This is a genomic window from Pilimelia columellifera subsp. columellifera (genome assembly GCF_039532605.1).
Classification (GTDB): Bacteria; Actinomycetota; Actinomycetes; order Mycobacteriales; family Micromonosporaceae; genus Pilimelia; species Pilimelia columellifera.
In genome coordinates this window covers 1-1,740 of sequence record NZ_BAAARY010000061.1, presented here as the reverse complement: position 1 = coordinate 1,740, position 1,740 = coordinate 1, and the positions used below count along the sequence as shown (strand labels likewise).

Sequence of the window (1,740 nt, the reverse complement as noted above, 5' to 3'; positions counted from 1 at the left end):
TGCGTACCTCATGCCCCTGAGCCTTGAGCTGCATCGCCAACGCCAACAGAGGCTGGACGTCACCTCGCGACCCTACGGTCGTCAACAGAACCCGCACGCCGCGTCTCCCCGTCGGATAAGTGGATGGATCCGGCCAGCGCGGCCCAGCCGACGGTGAATCGGCGGGCCGCTGGCTCAGGCTTGCGGCTTGTGCGCCGAGACGATGATCATTCCTTGGACCTGCTTCTTGGCCAGTAGCTGCTGCCAGCCCTGCACCACCTGCTCGTCGCTCAGGGCCGGCTTGTCCGCCGTGCCGTTGAAGACGGGACCGAAGACACCCAGGATCCGCTCCACCTCCGGCGGGACCGGGTTACTCCGCGCGTACTCGCGCAACGCCAGGTAGGTCCACATGCCGCTGTACTTCACGTTGTCCGTGATGTCAGTTACCTCGTCCAGCACCAGCCCGGCCTGCTCGGCGAACGATTCGTAAGCATCGGCGGGCACTGGCGCAGCGGTCCGCCAGGAGTCGTACACCTTGACGATGGTGTCGTCGGCCTTCTCGCCAGCTTGCTCGTGGGTGATGAAGTCGGTCAGGACGATGCGACCACCTGGCCGGACCACTCGGGCGATCTCGCGCAGCGCGCGCACCCGGTCGGTGACGTGGACAATCGATTCCAAGGCCATCGCATGGTCGAATGACTCGTCGGCGAACGGTAGGTCGAGCATGTTCGCCGGCTCGAACCGAACCCGGTCCGTAAGATCCGCGGCGCGGGCCTTCTCATTGGCCAGCCGCACGTCGTTCTCGCTCACCGAAATTCCGACGAGCTCGGCACCGCTTGCTTGGGCGAGCCGGACGCCGGGCCCGCCAGGTCCGCAGCCGACGTCCAGCACCCGGTCGCCCGATCGGGCCGCGAGCCGCTCGATCATCATGTCGGTGAGGCGAATACCGGCGGTTTCAAAATCGGTGTCGTCGTCCGGGCCGGTCCAGTAGCCGTAGTGCATGCTACCGCCCTGAGCATAGGCGACTATCGTGTTTACCTCGTCGTAGAACGCACCAACGGACTCGGGCGTCGGGTTCTGATAGTCAACGCTCATTGATATTCGCGGCCCTCTGCTCGTCGGATTTTTGGGTACTCGCCAGGTGTTCGGCGAAGCGTACGGAATCGACTGACAAACTCGCCTCGTCTGGCCCAGTAGGCATCGCGGCAATGCGAGCCTGTAGACAGATCCACGCTCGACTCACAGCCCGGCGACGATGCCACCGGCACGGCTGCGCAAGCGGCCCGAGAAAAGTAGCACCGGACCAGGTAGGTGGCATCCAATTTCAGTGCTGCCCGAAAGACAAGACATGGGGATTGGCGCACTCTGAGGCGCCGACCTCAATGTTTGCATTGGACGAGAAACAGGCGCCTCTCCCTGCCCTTGACCCAACAAATTGCTGTCGTTACCGTGACGGCTGCCGCTGGTCGAGCCCGCTGTTGCGCTGACTTGTGTCCGCCGTCGCTAACGTGTCGAGGAGCGGTGTCGAGGAGCGGCTATCCCAGATTCGGCGCATGGGAGGCCGGGGCTCGGCGAGCGCGCCAGCTTTTTGCTGCGGCCACGACCCTCTATTGATGCCGCCACCAGAAATCGGCGGCCACAAGGTATCAGGATGGGAAGTCCGCGTGCGGGTTCTGTTGACGACCGTAGGGTCGCGAGGTGACGTCCAGCCTCTGTTGGCGTTGGCGATGCAGCTCAAGGCTCAGGGGCATGAGGTACGCA

At 64.0% G+C, this 1,740-nt stretch carries 3 protein-coding genes; 1 reads left to right on the top strand and 2 read right to left on the bottom strand.

Annotated features, from left to right (window positions below; translation table 11 throughout):
- A partial coding sequence (locus tag ABD287_RS18290; RefSeq protein ID WP_344174763.1) for a glycosyltransferase occupies positions 1–97 on the bottom strand: 97 nt, incomplete at its 3' end.
- Between the two features lie 77 nt (positions 98–174).
- Positions 175–1,074, bottom strand: a complete 900-nt coding sequence (locus ABD287_RS18285) for an SAM-dependent methyltransferase (protein WP_344174759.1) — start codon at positions 1,072–1,074, stop codon at positions 175–177.
- A 518-nt stretch (positions 1,075–1,592) separates the two neighbouring features.
- Here ABD287_RS18285 and ABD287_RS18280 point away from each other — a divergent pair.
- The coding region (locus ABD287_RS18280; RefSeq protein ID WP_425565674.1) for a glycosyltransferase at positions 1,593–1,740 on the top strand (148 nt) is incomplete at its 3' end.